16 protein-coding genes are annotated in these 16,103 nt (G+C 34.9%); 7 read left to right on the top strand and 9 right to left on the bottom strand.

All coding sequences use genetic code 11. The features are described from left to right. Positions 1-125: 125 nt before the first annotated feature. Complete coding sequence (locus AB3U99_RS09150; protein ID WP_400247008.1) at positions 126-320, top strand: DUF5325 family protein; 195 nt, start codon at positions 126-128, stop codon at positions 318-320. Between the two features lie 3 nt (positions 321-323). Here the strand turns inward: AB3U99_RS09150 and AB3U99_RS09145 are convergent, their stop codons facing one another. Both AB3U99_RS09145 and AB3U99_RS09140 read right to left on the bottom strand, forming a co-directional pair. Further along, entirely contained in the window at positions 324-1,124 is an 801-nt protein-coding gene (locus tag AB3U99_RS09145; protein ID WP_400247006.1) for an inositol monophosphatase family protein, read from the bottom strand. A 304-nt stretch (positions 1,125-1,428) separates the two neighbouring features. Continuing rightward, the gene (locus AB3U99_RS09140; RefSeq protein WP_400247004.1) at positions 1,429-1,623 is read right to left on the bottom strand and encodes a hypothetical protein; all 195 of its coding nucleotides are present in this window, start codon (positions 1,621-1,623) and stop codon (positions 1,429-1,431) included. 262 nt (positions 1,624-1,885) lie between these two features. On the opposite strand from AB3U99_RS09140, the gene AB3U99_RS09135 reads away from it, so the two are divergent. Further along, a complete protein-coding gene (locus tag AB3U99_RS09135; RefSeq protein WP_400247003.1) occupies positions 1,886-2,512 on the top strand; it encodes a YktB family protein in 627 nt (208 codons plus the stop codon). A 264-nt stretch (positions 2,513-2,776) separates the two neighbouring features. Here AB3U99_RS09135 and AB3U99_RS09130 read toward each other — a convergent pair whose 3' ends face one another. Next, a complete protein-coding gene (locus AB3U99_RS09130) occupies positions 2,777-3,049 on the bottom strand; it encodes a UPF0223 family protein (RefSeq protein WP_400247002.1) in 273 nt (90 codons plus the stop codon). 350 nt (positions 3,050-3,399) lie between these two features. On the opposite strand from AB3U99_RS09130, the gene AB3U99_RS09125 reads away from it, so the two are divergent. Both AB3U99_RS09125 and AB3U99_RS09120 read left to right on the top strand, forming a co-directional pair. Next, a complete protein-coding gene (locus AB3U99_RS09125; RefSeq protein ID WP_400247000.1) occupies positions 3,400-4,869 on the top strand; it encodes an aminotransferase class I/II-fold pyridoxal phosphate-dependent enzyme in 1,470 nt (489 codons plus the stop codon). Positions 4,870-4,984: 115 nt separating this feature from the next. Beyond that, positions 4,985-5,320 (top strand): hypothetical protein, encoded by a 336-nt coding sequence (locus tag AB3U99_RS09120; protein WP_400246999.1) that lies wholly within the window; start codon positions 4,985-4,987, stop codon positions 5,318-5,320. Between the two features lie 250 nt (positions 5,321-5,570). On the opposite strand, the gene AB3U99_RS09115 is transcribed toward AB3U99_RS09120, so the two are convergent. The 6 genes from AB3U99_RS09115 to AB3U99_RS09090 all read right to left on the bottom strand — a co-directional run bounded on the left by AB3U99_RS09115 (position 5,571) and on the right by AB3U99_RS09090 (position 12,313). Beyond that, positions 5,571-5,816 carry a hypothetical protein gene (locus AB3U99_RS09115; protein ID WP_400246997.1) on the bottom strand — a complete coding sequence of 82 codons (246 nt, stop codon included), beginning with the start codon at positions 5,814-5,816 and terminating at the stop codon, positions 5,571-5,573. A gap of 205 nt (positions 5,817-6,021) precedes the next feature. Next, a complete protein-coding gene (gene lpdA, locus AB3U99_RS09110; protein WP_400246996.1) occupies positions 6,022-7,431 on the bottom strand; it encodes a dihydrolipoyl dehydrogenase in 1,410 nt (469 codons plus the stop codon). A 4-nt stretch (positions 7,432-7,435) separates the two neighbouring features. Then, entirely contained in the window at positions 7,436-8,710 is a 1,275-nt protein-coding gene (locus tag AB3U99_RS09105) for a dihydrolipoamide acetyltransferase family protein (RefSeq protein WP_400246994.1), read from the bottom strand. A gap of 90 nt (positions 8,711-8,800) precedes the next feature. After that, positions 8,801-9,778 (bottom strand): alpha-ketoacid dehydrogenase subunit beta, encoded by a 978-nt coding sequence (locus tag AB3U99_RS09100; RefSeq protein ID WP_312096871.1) that lies wholly within the window; start codon positions 9,776-9,778, stop codon positions 8,801-8,803. 3 nt (positions 9,779-9,781) lie between these two features. Beyond that, positions 9,782-10,897: a pyruvate dehydrogenase (acetyl-transferring) E1 component subunit alpha gene (gene pdhA, locus AB3U99_RS09095; RefSeq protein ID WP_400246992.1), complete on the bottom strand. Its 1,116-nt coding sequence runs from the start codon at positions 10,895-10,897 to the stop codon at positions 9,782-9,784. 741 nt (positions 10,898-11,638) lie between these two features. Further along, complete coding sequence (locus AB3U99_RS09090; protein WP_400246990.1) at positions 11,639-12,313, bottom strand: YkyA family protein; 675 nt, start codon at positions 12,311-12,313, stop codon at positions 11,639-11,641. A gap of 295 nt (positions 12,314-12,608) precedes the next feature. On the opposite strand from AB3U99_RS09090, the gene def reads away from it, so the two are divergent. The 3 genes from def to rnjA all read left to right on the top strand — a co-directional run bounded on the left by def (position 12,609) and on the right by rnjA (position 15,879). Next, positions 12,609-13,163, top strand: a complete 555-nt coding sequence (gene def / locus AB3U99_RS09085) for a peptide deformylase (RefSeq protein WP_400248011.1) — start codon at positions 12,609-12,611, stop codon at positions 13,161-13,163. 836 nt (positions 13,164-13,999) lie between these two features. After that, a complete protein-coding gene (locus AB3U99_RS09080; RefSeq protein WP_400246988.1) occupies positions 14,000-14,212 on the top strand; it encodes a DNA-dependent RNA polymerase subunit epsilon in 213 nt (70 codons plus the stop codon). Continuing rightward, entirely contained in the window at positions 14,212-15,879 is a 1,668-nt protein-coding gene (rnjA, locus tag AB3U99_RS09075) for a ribonuclease J1 (RefSeq protein ID WP_400246986.1), read from the top strand. The genes AB3U99_RS09080 and rnjA overlap by 1 nt, the downstream gene beginning before the upstream one ends. The last annotated feature ends 224 nt before the right edge of the window (positions 15,880-16,103 follow it).

Here is a 16,103-nt window from a genome sequence, read left to right as displayed (position 1 = left end):
TCCCATAGTATTATAGAAGGGGAACAGCGATAAAAAAACCCACATCATTTCGCTGTGGGATGATTTTAAGATTATCATACGCTATTATTTCCGATTAATATACACCATAATAAAGGAAGAAAAACATGAATTTTGATAAATATCCATTTTTTTACTACAACACCTATGGAATTTCAAGTTTTATTGGCATTGGTATATGTATTCTTGAAAAAACGTTACTTGGCACACTTATATGTTTTTTCTTATTTTGCGGCATTTGGTCCCTAAAATCCCATAAGAAAAAGAAAATGCAAAGAGTAACGGAAAAACAGCATGGTTAACTTTTACCAGTTTCCATCCTTTAAATACTTTTGGAGAATTTCATCGTGTAATCCAGGCTTAGAAGCAAAAAAGGATTGTTGTGTTAATAAATCGAGAGGTTCATTTCTTAAGGTTGTCACCTTGCCCCCAAGCTCTTCTACCATTATCTTCCCTGCTGCATAATCCCATGGTGATAACCTTAATGTTAAATAAGCATCCATTCGACCAGCAGCGATATATGCTAGTTCTAAACAAGCAGATCCAAAAGATCTAGTACCCCTAGATTCTCTTACAAGTGGTTCTAATAGGCTCGGATCAATTCGTTTATTTTTTGTAACCCATGTGGCGTTTAATCCAATAATAGCCTCGTCAACAGCAGTGTCCTTTAAAGGCAATAGCTTTGTATCATTCATAAATACACCATTCCCCTTTTGAACATGGTATAGTTCATCTGCTACCACATCATAAATTAAGCCGATTTTCCCAATTCCATCCTCATAAATACCGATTGAAATCGCAAAATCCCGCTGCATATGAACAAAATTCATCGTTCCATCGATTGGGTCAATAATCCAGACAATTCCTTTTAAATCTTCTAAAGATTCACTTACTCCCTCTTCTCCTAAGATTCGATGAAAGGGAAAAACTTCATTGATTTTATTTATCAAAAACTCTTCTGTCCCCTTGTCTATTTGCGTGACTAAATCATTTTTATTAGATTTTGTTTGAATAATGAGCTCGGACGAAAAAGACTTGATGATTCTATCTCCTGCCTCTTTTATCCATTCTTTTGCATACTTATCGATTTCAAGCCAATTTGTCATCTTCTCAACCTTCTTTACATTCTTTTTTTCCAGCGCTTACTATATTTTAGCTAATATAATCCCTAAACATACTTCAAAAAAATCCATCCTTATACTATATAGTATCATAAAATAAGAAAATTCAATGAATTGCAGTTCTTATGGAATAGCTATTTTTAAATAAAGCCTGTTACAATTAAACAGATCCCTTCATAATACTTCCCCCAAAAATGCTGAACAAAAAATCATGCAGCTGACTCTATAGGAATTCAAGATTACTTCCTATAGAGTCAGCTGCATGATTATCTAACTACCTATTCATTCATTATAACGCTTTAAGTCTTAGAAGTTCCTGCCTAATTCTTTCTAGTTTTTGCTTACTTAATTTTTTTTGTTTTTCATCCTTTTCATTGATTGCATCGAATAAGGTAGCCAATTCATAATCCATTTCTAGACGAAGAACGGCCTTTTTTTCCTTTTCCACTTCCATTTTCTTCGCTAAATTCATCAATTGTTTCACTGACAGTACACCCCTTTCATCGACTTGCATTTCTGTTGATTTCTTATATATTATGTGGAAACCAATTAGCTTGCTCCTTTTTTGTGCCATAACCTAGTGCAATCCATATTTCTTCATAATATTTTTTATGTATGCTACAATATTTGCGAAAAGCTTATCTAAAGGATGAAAATGCAAGTAAATGACTAGATAGCTTACTTGATTTTATATACACTATTTACCCGGAAACATAGCAGATAAACTAAAAAGGAGATAAGAAATAATGTCGTTCACTGGTTTTACACAAAATGATTTTGACACATTTACGATTGAAGGTCTCGACTTACGAATGGAAGCAATCCAAGATAGAATTCAGCCGAAATTCCGCGAAATTGGTACAGAGCTTACTGAGCAGCTTTCTGGAAAACTGGGAATGGAAATGTTCCTACATATTGCAAAACACGCAAGACGTACCGTTAATCCACCAAAGGATACATGGCTTGCCATTGCTAGTAATAAGCGTGGATATAAACAACATCCACATTTCCAAGTTGGTTTATTTGATGACCATGTCTTTATTTGGCTAGCTTATATATATGAGCTTCCAAAAAAGAAGGAAATCGCAGAAGGCTTTTTAGCAAATTACGAGCTATTACAATCAACTCTGCCAAAGGATTATTTCCTTTCCATGGATCATATGAAAAAAGAGGCCTTAAAAATAAAAGACGCCGATTTAAAAGCTGCTTTAACAAGATTCCGTGATGTGAAAAAAGCTGAATTTTTAGTTGGACAGCAAATCCCAGTCGGTGATTCTATCCTTTCAGATGGGGAAGCATTACTCTCATTAATTGAACAAACATATGATACATTAATTCCAATTTATAAATTATCAATGGAATATAAAAGCTGACAGCCCAATGACGGTATAAGACTAGTACAAAAAAACTTGGGAATCCCAAGTTTTTTTGTCTACTATAGAATCAATCTAATTGCATTCCTCTCACCATTTCATCAACTGCAAACAACCCTTCTATCTGTTGTAGGCAAATCAGATAGAGTATTATTGCTGAAAGGATAAAAAATTTGCACCCTATTAGCGTCATAACACTAAACTCATATCAAGAGTGTTTTTTTGTATTAAATGGTAATTTTCTTTTACAAACAGCCTTTATTCCTATGCCATCTTTATTCTACTACCATCCGCAGCTTCTTTCGCCTTTTTGATTGTTCGATAAGTAGAATATCCACTTACTTCTTCAAATTCATCACAAACTTTCTTTTCTTGCGCTTTTCCTGGTACAATTATTTTAAAGGCACGGTATTGTTCCATTAATTCCGCCTTCTCTACTCCTTTTTCATAGGCTTTCTCAATGCATTCAAAAAATTTAACTACCGTAATAATTTCATCTGTTGACCAATCGATATCGATCGGATATTGATAATCCATTATTCCACATCCTATTGTTTAAAGTTTTTTTCAGATAAAAACTATTGTAATTTAAGTAGCCAAGAAAGTAAAACTTGTCCCTCCATAAGCCTTAAAACGAATGTAAAAAACTAATTCTTTTCTATATAGTAAAAACTAATTGTATGCAAAGAAAATAAAAAATGCTATAATTCTTTTGTTTTATGATTTTTATAATTTGAGATTAGGGTAAAACTTGTTAAGAGTAACGAAATTTAAGACAAAATGGCGACAAATAGGTACAATAAAATTTCTGGCATGTACATAAGAAATTTCAATAAAGTTCGCTAATGTTTGCATAAAAATACTTAATAAAGAGGTGTGGTAATAAATTGTCACAACACGAAACACCGTTATACCACGGATTATTGGAACATGTTAAAAAGGATCCGATACAATTTCATATACCCGGGCATAAAAAAGGGAATGGAATGGATCCAGAATTTAGAAACTTTATCGGAGAAAACGCCCTTTCGATAGACCTCATTAATATTGGTCCACTTGATGATCTTCATTATCCAAAAGGGATGATTAAACACGCCCAACAACTCGCTGCTGAAGCGTTTGGAGCAGATCATACTTTCTTTTCCGTTCAAGGCACAAGTGGTGCTATCATGACAATGATTATGAGTGTTTGTGGCCCAGGAGATAAAATTATTGTTCCAAGAAACGTTCATAAATCTGTTATGTCTGCGATTATATTTGCCGGAGCGATTCCAATTTTTATCCATCCAGAAGTAGATAAAAACCTTGGTATTTCTCACGGAATCACGATTGAGTCTGTTCAGCATGCTTTAGACCTTCATCCAGATGCGAAAGGACTACTAGTTATTAATCCAACTTATTTTGGCATTTCAGCTGATTTAAAAACGATTGTGGATTTAGCTCATTCCTACAATATTCCTGTTCTTGTGGATGAAGCACATGGGGTCCATATTCATTTTCACGAGGATCTGCCGATGTCTGCGATGCAAGCAGGTGCAGATATCGCAGCAACTAGTGTACATAAACTTGGTGGTTCTATGACACAAAGCTCAATTTTAAATATGAGAGGCGACCTAATCAGCTACAAGCGTGTACAATCTATTCTAAGTATGCTGACAACAACTAGCACTTCCTATCTGTTGCTCGCATCACTAGATGTTGCGAGAAAGCGTCTTGCAACAGAAGGAAAAGAATTGATCGATAAAACGATTAATCTTGCACAATACATTCGAAGACAAATTAATGACATTGAACACCTATATTGTGTCGGAGAAGAGATTCTTGAATCAGACTCTGCTTTTGATTATGACCCGACAAAACTAATTATTTCTGTGAAAGATCTTGGCTTAACAGGCCATGATGCAGAAGAGTGGCTTCGTAAAAATTATCGTATAGAAGTGGAAATGTCTGATTTGTATAATATCCTGTGTATTATTACACCTGGAGATTCAGAAAGAGAGGCAAATATTTTAATTGATGCCTTGAAAGCTCTTGCTGAAGAACGAAAAGATAAAGCCTCTAAAGTGGAGGCACGAGTGATGCTGCCTAACATCCCTCTATTAGCACTAACACCGAGAGATGCTTTCTATTCAGAGACAGAATTAATCAATTTTGATGATTCAGTTGGAAGAGTAATTGCGGAGTTTATTATGGTATACCCTCCAGGAATCCCTATTTTCATTCCTGGCGAAATTATTACAGAAGATAACCTTGCCTATATAAAAAGAAATATGGAAGCAGGATTGCCTGTTCAGGGGCCTGAGGATTACGATTTCAAAAAGCTTCGCGTTATTAAAGAGCATCGTGCGATAAGATAATAGTGCTTTGTTAACAGGAATGCCAAATGAAGGTATTCCTGTCTTCTATTTGGATATAAATGAATGCTAAACATTAATATCTATAGTAGGTAAGAAAAGATTGGAGTTTTCTTTTTTGAAAAAATATATAGTTATGACGATTATAAGTTTACTAATTAGTCTTGCAACCCCGTTTATCTTTAAAAATTACGTAGAACAAAAACCAGAACAATTAGAACAATCCTTCCGTTTTGGAGGTCCAATCCCATTTGCAGAACAACAAAAGCTGTTACCAGCTTCATCGAATGCATATCCATTAGAAGTTTTATTCGAGTCTCCGATTCAAACAAAAACTATTTTTCATCCAGTTTCGTTTATTTTTAGCTCGCTTGTATTTTTCATATTAGTACTATCTATCTTCACAGTTCTTAAAAGCTATTTTGGTAAAATACCATCAAAACGGAGACAATAAGTAGTTGCATGGTTTTGAATAAAATGCCTTTGCTTGTACAAGGGCATTTTTTTGTGCTGTGTTTGCGTTTTATTTATAAGGAAATGGCTATGGTAACAGAGTTCGCTTCTCTAGTCCCTTTTCGCTTCTTTTCCAGCCCTAACAGTAACAGAACTCTCGCTTTCTTCTTCTTTTCCCAAGAAAGTAAGTTCAAATTATACAGAGAAAAAGCTTATCAATGCCTTTATCATAGGATGTTATATCGTTTCTTTTAGACTACAGAAATAATCGTCATAATTAAATGGAAGGAGCCGTATATAGCTAAACTGATCATCGTGGCTAGCATCGTTTTTCTTGTTGACTTTATGATTGTATTTCCAATGATAATCGCTAAATAAAAGAACACCCCAAACATAAACACTTTATAAAGGATTAAATCATGTCTTGATAACCATTCAATTATCGAAAAGCCACTCCAAATGATTAGTTGAAATAAAATTGCTGTATAAATCTTCAAGAAAAACCACCACCCTTCCTCAAACATAACGATTAATACTAGTATATGTATCAATCTTTTGTTTTATTTTATAATTATTTTCTTCAAAAAAACAGTAATAAGGCTGGATAAATATAGCTGACTATATTAAAAAAGTATAAAATTAAGAGATTCCATTCTTTTTAATGACAAAAAAAAGCCCTCATTCGAGGACTTCTTTTTGTCATTAACGTAAGATATGAATTGGGTTACCAATTGCAACTTCCGCTGCTTCCATTGTTACCTCACCTAAAGTTGGATGAGCATGGATAGTCATAGCTAAATCTTCAGCTGTCATTCCAGCTTCGATAGCTAAACCTAATTCAGCAATCATATCAGATGCGCTTGGACCAGCGATTTGAGCACCGATTACAAGACCATCTTCTTTACGTGTAACAAGCTTCATAAAACCTTCAGCATCATTAAGTGCTAACGCACGTCCGTTTGCTGCAAATGGGAATTTAGCAGCTTTCACTTCGATACCAGCTTCTTTAGCTGAAGCTTCTGTGTGACCAACTGTAGCTAATTCTGGCTCAGAGAATACAACTGCAGGAATTCCTAAATAGTCGATTTCTGAGTTATGTCCAGCAATAACCTCAGCTGCAATTTTACCTTCATAAGAAGCTTTATGAGCTAATGGAGGACCAGATACAACATCACCGATAGCAAAGATATTGCTTACAGTTGTACGGCATTGTTTATCTGTTTTAATGATACCGCGTTCGCCTAATTCAATACCAACTTGCTCTAAGCCAAGTTCGTCTGTATTAGGTTTTCTACCAACCATAACGAATACATAATCAGCTTCAACTGATTTTTCTTCGCCTTTAACTTCATATTTAACAACAACGCCAGTGTCCGTTTCTTCTACACCTTTAGCCATTGCTTTAGTAATGATTTCAGCGCCTTTTTTCTTTAAGTTACGAGTAACTAAAGAAGACATTTGTTTTTCGAAACCACCAAGAATTTCGTCAGCACCTTCAAGGATTGTTACTTGAGTACCAAAGTTAGCATAAGCTCCACCTAATTCAGTACCAACATATCCTCCACCGATTACAACGATTTTCTCTGGAATTTCTTGAAGTGCAAGAGCACCAGTTGAATCAAGAACTCGTTTAGAGAATTTGAAAGTAGGGATTTCGATTGGACGAGATCCTGTTGCGATAATTGCGTTTTTAAAAGTATAAGTTTGAGATGATTTTTCATCCATTACTTTTAATGTGTTAGCATCTACGAAATATGCTTCACCATATGCAATATCAATTTTGTTTCCTTTTAAAAGTCCTTCTACTCCACCAGTAAGCTTTTTAACAACACTGTCTTTCCAAGCTTGAACTTTTGAGAAATCAACTTTTACATTTTCAGTTGTAATACCCATGTCTGCAGAATGTGCAGCATGCTCATAACGGTGTCCAGCAGAGATTAAAGCTTTAGAAGGAATACATCCAACGTTTAAGCAAACTCCACCTAATACGTTTTTTTCAACGATTGTAACTTTTTGTCCTAATTGTGCTGCACGAATTGCTGCAACATATCCACCAGGACCTGCACCAATGACTATAGTATCTGTTTCAATAGGAAAATCTCCAACTACCATGTTTTTACGCCTCCATTAACAATAGTTCTGGATCGTTCAATAAACGCTTAATATGATTCATTGCATTTTGAGCAGTAGCTCCGTCGATCATTCTGTGGTCAAAGCTTAAAGAAAGTGCTAATACAGGAGCAGCAACAATTTCTCCATCTTTAACGATAGCTTTTTCAGCAATACGACCAATACCTAAAATAGCAACTTCAGGATGGTTGATTACTGGAGTAAACCATTGTCCACCAGCAGATCCAATGTTAGAAATTGTGCAAGAAGCACCTTTCATTTCAGCTGGAGCTAATTTACCGTCTCTTGCTTTAACAGCAAGTTCATTAATTTCGTTAGAGATGTTAAAGATACCTTTGCGATCTGCATTTTTAACAACAGGAACTAATAAACCTTTTTCTGTATCAGCTGCAATTCCGATATTATAGTAATGCTTATGAACGATTTCGCTTGTAGCATCATCTAAAGATGTGTTTAAAGCAGGGAATTCTTTTAATGCACTTGTTAAAGCTTTTACTACATAAGGTAAGAATGTTAATTTAATACCTTTTGCTGCAGCAACTTCTTTATATTTCTTACGGTGTGCAACTAATTTAGATACTTCAATTTCATCCATTAATGTTACGTGAGGAGCAGTGTGCTTAGAGTTAACCATTGCTTTAGCAATAGCTTTTCTGATTCCGCTCATTTTCTCACGAGTTTCTGGGAAGTCACCTTCTGGAATAGCAAGTGGCTTAGGTGCCTCAGTTGCAGTTTCAGCAGGAGTAGCTTCTGCAGCTGGTTGGCTAGCTGTTGCACCACCATTTAAGTGAGCATCAATGTCATCTTTTGAAATACGTCCGTTTTTACCAGAACCAGAAACAAGTTGAATTTCTACTCCTTTATCACGAGCATATTTACGTACAGAAGGCATTGCAATAATGCGTCTGCTTGGATCAACATCCGCTTCTTGTGCTTTGCTTTCTTCAGCAGCTTCAGGTTTTGCTTCTTCAGCAGCAGGAGCTTCATCAGCATGATCGCCTTTGAATTGAAGATTTTCGTATCCAGGAGCATCGAATGTAATTAATACATCACCAACGATTGCAACTGTTCCTTCTTCAACTAAAACTTCTTCTACAGTACCTTCAACTGGAGAAGGAATTTCAACTACTGCTTTATCATTTTGCACTTCACATAATACATCATCTTCTTGTACTTTATCGCCTGGTTTAACAAACCATTTTACGATTTCGCCTTCGTGAATACCTTCACCAATGTCAGGCAATCTAAATTGAAAAGCCAATGTGACAACCTCCTAATAATCTTATGAAAAAATTTTCTTCTTTTAACTAACTTATCTTCTAATTCTTATGCGAATATTATTCGGCATTAATTAGAAAGTTAGAACTTTTTTAGCTGTTTCAATAATATCTTTAAAGTTTGGAAGCCATACAGTTTCAGCTTGTGTAAATGCAAATACAGTATCAGGTGCTGTTACACGTAAAACTGGAGCTTCTAAGCTTAGAATTGCACGATCATTGATTTCAGCAACAACATTAGCTGCAATACCAGCTTGCTTTTGTGCTTCTTGAACCACAACAGCTCTTCCTGTTTTTTCAACAGAACCAATGATTGTTTCGATATCTAGTGGGCTAACTGTACGTAAGTCAACTACTTCCACTGAATATCCTTCTTTTTCTAATTCTTCTGCTGCTTTAATAGACTCTTGAACCATTGCTCCATAAGTAATGATAGATAGGTCTTTACCTTCACGCTTAACATCCGCTTTTCCAAGAGGAATAGTGTACTCTTCTTCTGGAACTTCTTGACGGAAAGAACGGTATAATTTCATATGCTCTAAGAAGATAACAGGATCGTTATCACGAATAGCAGAAATTAACAAACCTTTAGCATCGTAAGGAGTTGACGGAATAACAACTTTAAGACCAGGTTGTTGTGCCATTAATCCTTCTAAGCTGTCCGCATGAAGTTCTGGAGTATGAACCCCACCACCAAATGGTGAACGAATTGTTACTGGTGAATTGTAGCGGCCACCTGAACGATAGCGCATACGAGCCATTTGTCCAGAAATACTATCCATTACTTCATAAACGAAACCAAAGAATTGAATTTCAGGTACTGGACGGTAACCTTGAAGTCCTAAACCGATTGCTAAACCACCAATTCCAGATTCAGCTAATGGAGTATCAAATACACGATCTTCACTGAATTCTTTTTGAAGACCTTCTGTCGCACGGAATACACCGCCGTTTACACCTACGTCTTCTCCAAATACTAATACGTTTGGATCATTACGTAATTCTGTGCGTAACGCATCAGTGATTGCTTGAATCATAGTCATTTGCGCCATGGCTTACTTCGACTCCTTTGCTGCATAAATTTCATATTGTTCTTGAAGATTAACTGGTAGCTCTTCATACATGATGTTCATTAAGTCAGTAACTTTTTGTTTTGGAGCTTCGTCAGCAATTTTGATTGCTTCTTTAATTTCTTCTTTAGCACGCTCGATTACTGCGTTTTCTTTTTCTTCATTCCAAATTCCTTTATTTTCAAGGAATTTACGGAAACGTACTAATGGGTCTTTCTTTTCCCACTCGCTGTCAAGGTCAGCTGTACGGTAACGAGTTGGGTCATCCCCAGCCATTGTATGTGGACCATAACGGTAAGTTAAAGTTTCGATTAATGTTGGACCTTCGCCATTGATTGCTCTTTCACGAGCTTCACGAACAGCAGCATAAACCGCTAAAGCATCCATACCATCTACTTGAATTCCAGGGATACCTGCAGCAACTGCTTTTTGAGCAATTGTTTTCGCAGCAGATTGTTTCTCAACTGGAGTAGAAATTGCAAAACGGTTGTTTTGAACAACGAAAATTGCAGGAGCTTTGAATGCACCAGCAAAGTTAATTCCTTCATAGAAATCACCTTGTGAAGCACCACCGTCACCTGTATAAGTAATTGCAACAGATTTAGCACCACGTTTTTTCATTCCTAATGCTACACCAGCTGTTTGGATGTATTGTGCACCGATAATGATTTGTGGAGAAATTACGTTTACACCTTCAGGAATTTGGTTTCCTTGGAAGTGACCACGTGAAAATAAGAATGCTTGAGATAAAGGAAGTCCGTGCCAAATAATTTGTGGAACATCACGATATCCTGGAAGAATGAAATCTTCTTTTTCTAATGCAAATTGAGAAGCTAATTGAGAAGCCTCTTGTCCTGCAGTAGGTGCGTAGAAACCTAGGCGACCTTGTCTGTTTAATGAAATAGAGCGTTGATCAAGAATACGAGTATATACCATACGAGTCATTAATTCTTGTAATTGCTCATCACTTAAATCAGGCATTGCAGATTCGTTTACAACTTCGCCCTCTTCATTTAGAATCTGAAGTGTTTGAAATTGGTTTGCCACTTGTTCAAGCTGTGCTTGCACATCAAATTGTGCCTTCTTTGTTTTAGAAGCCATTAAAGCCACCCTTTCCTTTCATATTAAAAGACTTTTTTCTGTAAAAACATTAGATGTTTACAATGTGTTTGAATGTGGTAAACATTCAGTTGGGTAACGCTTTCTATTACTTACAGCATATCACTTTAAGCAACAAAAAAAACCATACTTAAACAGTTTTCCACAAAATACGCAAGAAAAAACGTCTTATAAATTAATTCGGTTCCCGTATAGACTGTATCAATTATTTATATGTAAATATTAATACAACTGTTCAATACATGTATAAGTTTAATATACTTAAATATTATCCGTCAATCTTTAAGCTCTAAGTTTTTTTTATTTTTTTACATAAAATTAATATAACTGTATTATTTATAAAACTACATCTGTATCATACAGATAACACTATTTACAACTGTTTTATAATAATTTTCCTCCTTGTCGAATAAACACATTATTGTTTTTAAATGAAAACATAAGTAGTTTCTGTCATTAATTGAAGTTTATTAGTTCGCTTTCAACTAACTCCTCATTTAACTCGAATAACTATTTCAGTAATCTCCATCTGTTGCGGAGTCTCACCAGTCACTCTAAATTTAGTCTACTCTATATTTCTAAATAATTAATTTCCCCTATAAAAAAAGCCACAGAAACAGTTTGTCCAATCGAGCAAAGTTCTTGCTCCCTGACAGATTCTGTTCTGTAGCATATTAAATGATATGAATTTAGAAGTCAGACATTAAAAAATGAAAAGGCTACTTACTTCTCTTCACTCATTTTAATTTTTATTCCAGCTTCCTTATAGAAGTCTACCTTTAGCTCATTATATTTTTTCGTTAATTCATTAAAGGTTTGGTTATTTTCATAGACCATTTCATACGTTTCATTTATTTTCTTTACTTGCTTTTCTAAATCATCCATATTCACATTTTCATCTTTAAACATTTCATATAGTTTTTTATCACTATTAAGCCCTTCTATGTAATTAGCGTATAATTTATCATGTTCTTCATAACGGGCCATCATTGTTTTATAAAGCTCGTCTGCTTTTTCTTTTAGCTGTTTATCTTCTTTTTCATCAAGATCTTCTATATCAGTCGTAATCGTCTCAAACTTTACTTGCGACTGCTTTATACTTTCTGCTTCTTTATCCATATATTCTTTTCTCTTCGCAATAGATTCTATAGCCTCATCTGATAATTTTGTGATTTCATCCATATCTTCTAAGCCAAGACTAATTATTTTTGAATAGATGTCCTGTTCTTTCTTTTCTAAAGTCACAAGAGGCTCTTGTTGCTCTTCAAAGCCAATTTCAATTTCAACCACTTCTTCTAGTTTTTCATACATTTTCTCACTTGGAGACTGAAAATTACATCCAGCAGCAATCATTGCAAATAGCATGATTGTACCGATTATTAGCATTCTTCGTTTCATCTGTTTCCTCCTCACTTTCTTATAACTATATCGATTCTTCTGTATTTTTACAATAACGGTTGGCTGATTCATGCTCCCTTTCCTTTTTACTTTTCCTGATAAAAACACCATAATAAAGTGGTTTTTCATTTAAGTAAAATGAAACAGGTTTATATAATAAACATATTAGCCTGTCCTATAATATATTATGGGTATATATAATTATCTTATTGCATAAAGTACTATTCTCTTGTATTAACTTTTTATTCTTTCTCTGTTAGACTACTTTATAGATAGATACAAGGAAGTGATTATGTTGATAACAATGGCAGATATTATTCGCGATGGTCATCCGACATTAAGGAAAGTGGCAGCGGAGGTTACAATGCCACCAAGTCAAGAAGAAAAAGATATTTTAAAAAGCATGCTTGAATATGTAATAAATAGTCAAGACCCTGAATTGGCGGAAAAGTATGGTTTAAGAGGTGGTGTAGGATTAGCTGCTCCACAAATAAATATTTCCAAACGAATGATTGCTGTTCATGTTAAAGATGAAAATGACAAGCAATATAGCTATGCCCTTTTCAATCCTAAAATCATTAGCCATTCGGTTGAAAAAGCATATTTAACTACAGGGGAAGGTTGCCTATCTGTAGACGAAGCCATTCCAGGATTTGTGCCAAGATACGCAAGAATCACATTAAAAGCAATCGATTTGGATGGCAAAGAAGTAAAGCTGCGACTAAAGGGCTTACCCGCTATTGTGTTCCAACACGAAATTGATCATTTAAATGGTGTCATGTTTTATGATTATATTAATGAAAATGATCCTTTTCTTCCTATTGATAATGCAATTCCTGTGGAAAGATAGAATGAAGGACATTCCTTCTTTCATGCTGGTTCGATCATTTAATAAACTAGATCTTTGAGCCTTCTTCTCCCACCCTCTTCTCTCAAAAACAATTACAATAGATGTAATCAATCTTCTTGCTTCCCCTCTTGAATTGGAGGGGAACCCCAAATTCGCTTTCTTAAATAGAGAATTATTACTAAATAAAAGCCTATTTTACAATTACCAACATTATCCATGAGAATCCTACAATAAAATTCATATACTATTACTATAAAAGGCTATTTTCAAAAAGATTGTTGTTATTATCACATATAACAAATGAAAAGAGCCCTATTAAATGAACGAACCATTCGATGTTAAAGAGCACATGTAAAATCACCTTCAATTTTAAAAAAGAAAGAATCAGTAAAAACAACATCTCAAAAAAACTATTTTTTCACAAAAAGAAAATATAAAATGTGAAGATGACTTTACTTTGTACAAGAATGGTTTAAAATAGAATTAAGGAGATGATCCACTATGTTAAAGAAGCTAAGAAAAAAGCTTTTAAAACAGTGGAAAGATTTACTGCGCAAAAAAACAATAGCTTAAAAAATTGAAGGGTATTCTTACGGTCCGACCTATGCCACGCTTTGTTAAATATAGTGGTTATTATACCACTATATAAACCAAGCTTAGTGGTAATGAGTCTGGCCTTTTATTTTATAAAGATTTAATTATATTTTACATAATAAAGTTGTTTATCTTTCGAAACAATGATCGATAACAATTGCTATTAAAAGAAAAAACATGAAAAACATGTTATTTTTTTATATAATAAATTTTAGATACAAATGATTAAGGAGCGAATTAAAATGATATTTAAAGTATATTTTCAAGATTTAAAAACAGAGGTACCAGTAAGAGAAAACACAAGAACAATTTATGTTAAAGGTGTATCTGAAAGAGATGTTAGAACAAAATTGGCAGAAAAACCATATAACATCGAGTTTATAACTCGTGTAGAAGGTGCATTCTTAGAGTATGAACAACAAAACGAAGACTATACAGTATTGGAGATTGAATAATGAAATTTGTAAAAAATGATCAAACTGCTGTATTTGCCCTGGGTGGACTAGGGGAAATCGGCAAAAATACCTATGCAGTCCAGTTTCAAGACGAAATCATTTTAATTGATGCTGGTATTAAATTTCCGGAGGACGAGCTTTTAGGAATTGACTATGTTATTCCCGATTATACTTTTTTAGAGAAGAATGTAGACAAAATTAAAGGCTTATTTATCACGCATGGTCACGAAGATCATATTGGTGGTATTCCTTACCTTTTAAGACAAGTTAATATTCCTCTTTATGGTGGGAAATTAGCGTTAGCACTTGTTCGTAATAAGCTAGAAGAGCATGGATTATTGCGTCAAACTACGATGCATGAAATTCAAGAAGATGATGTGATTAAATTTAGAAAAACATCGGTCTCTTTCTTTAGAACCACTCATAGTATTCCAGATTCCTATGGTATTGTTGTTAAAACACCGCCAGGAAACATCGTACACACTGGAGATTTCAAATTTGATTTTACACCGGTTGGAGAACCTGCCAATTTAACCAAAATGGCTGAAATCGGTAAAGAAGGCGTTTTATGTTTATTATCTGATAGTACAAATAGTGAAGTACCTAATTTCACTATGTCTGAAAAAAAGGTTGGCAAAAGCATTCATGACATTTTTATTAAAGCAGATGGTAGATTGATTTTCGCTACTTTCGCTTCCAATATTTATCGTTTACAGCAAGTAACAGATGCTGCGGTAGAATTTGGTCGTAAAATAGCTGTATTCGGACGAAGTATGGAGGCTGCCATCAATATTGGTTTGGAGCTTGGATTTATAAAAGCACCAAAAGAAACATTTGTGGATCCTCAACAAATTAATCGATTGCCTGCTAATCAAGTTGTGATTTTATGTACAGGAAGCCAAGGGGAACCTATGGCTGCTCTATCAAGAATTGCCAATGGAACACATAGACAAATCCAAATTATCCCTGGTGACACAGTAGTATTCTCTTCTAATCCTGTACCAGGTAATACACTAAGTGTTAATAAAACAATAAACATGCTTTATAGAGCTGGTGCCGAAGTTATTTCTGGACCACTTAGCAATATTCATACTTCCGGTCATGGTGGGCAGCAAGAGCAAATGCTAATGCTACGACTAATCAAGCCTAAATTCTTTATGCCAATTCACGGAGAGTTCAGAATGCAAAAGACACATGCACAAACAGCTGTTGACTGTGGTGTCAAAGAAGAGAACTGCTTTATCATGGATAACGGTGAAGTATTGGCCCTTTCAAGCGATACAGCGCAGGTTGCTGGTAAAATCCCGTCCGGTAACGTTTATATTGATGGAAGCGGAATTGGAGATATAGGCAATATCGTATTACGCGACCGTCGAATTCTTTCAGAAGAAGGCTTAGTGGTTGTCGTGGTAAGTATTAACATGACAGACTTTAAAATCTCAGCTGGACCAGATCTTATTTCAAGAGGTTTTGTATATATGCGCGAGTCTGGCGATTTAATAAATGATGCGCAAACCTTAATAAGCAAGCATCTAAATAAAGTAATGGAACGCAAAACAACGCAATGGTCTGAAATCAAGAATGAAATTATTGATACGATTTCTCCATTCCTTTACGAAAAAACAAAACGTAGACCAATGATTCTTCCTATTATTATGGAAGTGTAACGGTATAATAAAAAGGAGCTATTTGTTCAGCAATTGAACAAATAGCTCCTTTTTTAACAGTTATGAAAGTATATTTTACAAGATGCCCGATGCTAAATTAGTGTCTAGCACCTGGAACCCAAGGACTGATTTGCTTTTACGACCATTTCTTACGATAAGTCAACGCGAAAAAGCTTTCGCTCTTCGTGTTGACTTTCCCTCTGTCACAGCGATTAATTGTACTG

The sequence above is a fragment of the Niallia tiangongensis genome, assembly GCF_044704065.1.
GTDB lineage: Bacteria > Bacillota > Bacilli > Bacillales > Cytobacillaceae > Niallia > Niallia tiangongensis.
Note: the sequence above shows the minus strand (reverse complement) of the source record. Positions and strands in the feature narration are given on the sequence as shown.

Coding starts and splice junctions, on each gene's coding strand:
- lpdA (WP_400246996.1), bottom strand. CDS start 7,431: ATGGTAGTTGGAGATTTTCCTATTGAAACAGATACTATAGTCATTGGT.
- pdhA (WP_400246992.1), bottom strand. CDS start 10,897: ATGGCTTCTAAAACAAAGAAGGCACAATTTGATGTGCAAGCACAGCTT.
- AB3U99_RS09080 (WP_400246988.1), top strand. CDS start 14,000: ATGATATTTAAAGTATATTTTCAAGATTTAAAAACAGAGGTACCAGTA.
- AB3U99_RS09145 (WP_400247006.1), bottom strand. CDS start 1,124: ATGACAAATTGGCTTGAAATCGATAAGTATGCAAAAGAATGGATAAAA.
- AB3U99_RS09130 (WP_400247002.1), bottom strand. CDS start 3,049: ATGGATTATCAATATCCGATCGATATCGATTGGTCAACAGATGAAATT.
- AB3U99_RS09150 (WP_400247008.1), top strand. CDS start 126: ATGAATTTTGATAAATATCCATTTTTTTACTACAACACCTATGGAATT.
- AB3U99_RS09090 (WP_400246990.1), bottom strand. CDS start 12,313: ATGAAACGAAGAATGCTAATAATCGGTACAATCATGCTATTTGCAATG.
- rnjA (WP_400246986.1), top strand. CDS start 14,212: ATGAAATTTGTAAAAAATGATCAAACTGCTGTATTTGCCCTGGGTGGA.
- AB3U99_RS09100 (WP_312096871.1), bottom strand. CDS start 9,778: ATGGCGCAAATGACTATGATTCAAGCAATCACTGATGCGTTACGCACA.
- AB3U99_RS09135 (WP_400247003.1), top strand. CDS start 1,886: ATGTCGTTCACTGGTTTTACACAAAATGATTTTGACACATTTACGATT.